The following is a 240-nucleotide window of genomic DNA, read 5'->3' on the forward strand; positions in this document are numbered from 1 at the left end:
GCCGGCTACATCTCGGGCGCCGTCATCCCGGTCGACGGCGGTCTCGGCATGGGGCACTGAGCCCGGCTCTTCCCGACAACGATCGATCGCGCGCACGAGGAGCTCGGCGAAACGCTCGGGCGCCGAGAACTGGGGCCAGTGCGCGGTGCCGATCCGGACGACCTCGGCGTCGGCGACCGCCCCGGACTCTTCCTCGTTCGGTCCCCACTGGCTGATCACGGCAACGTAGGCGTCCTGGTT

The 240-nt window shown here is 70.4% G+C and carries 1 pseudogene; it reads right to left on the bottom strand.

The window, feature by feature from the left end:
* Positions 1-240: pseudogene (locus tag KVS71_RS18485) on the bottom strand (hypothetical protein); the annotation flags it as partial.

Origin of the sequence: Microbacterium sp. GbtcB4 (assembly GCF_019091465.1) — a bacterium.
In the GTDB taxonomy this organism is placed as follows: Bacteria; Actinomycetota; Actinomycetes; order Actinomycetales; family Microbacteriaceae; genus Microbacterium; species Microbacterium paraoxydans.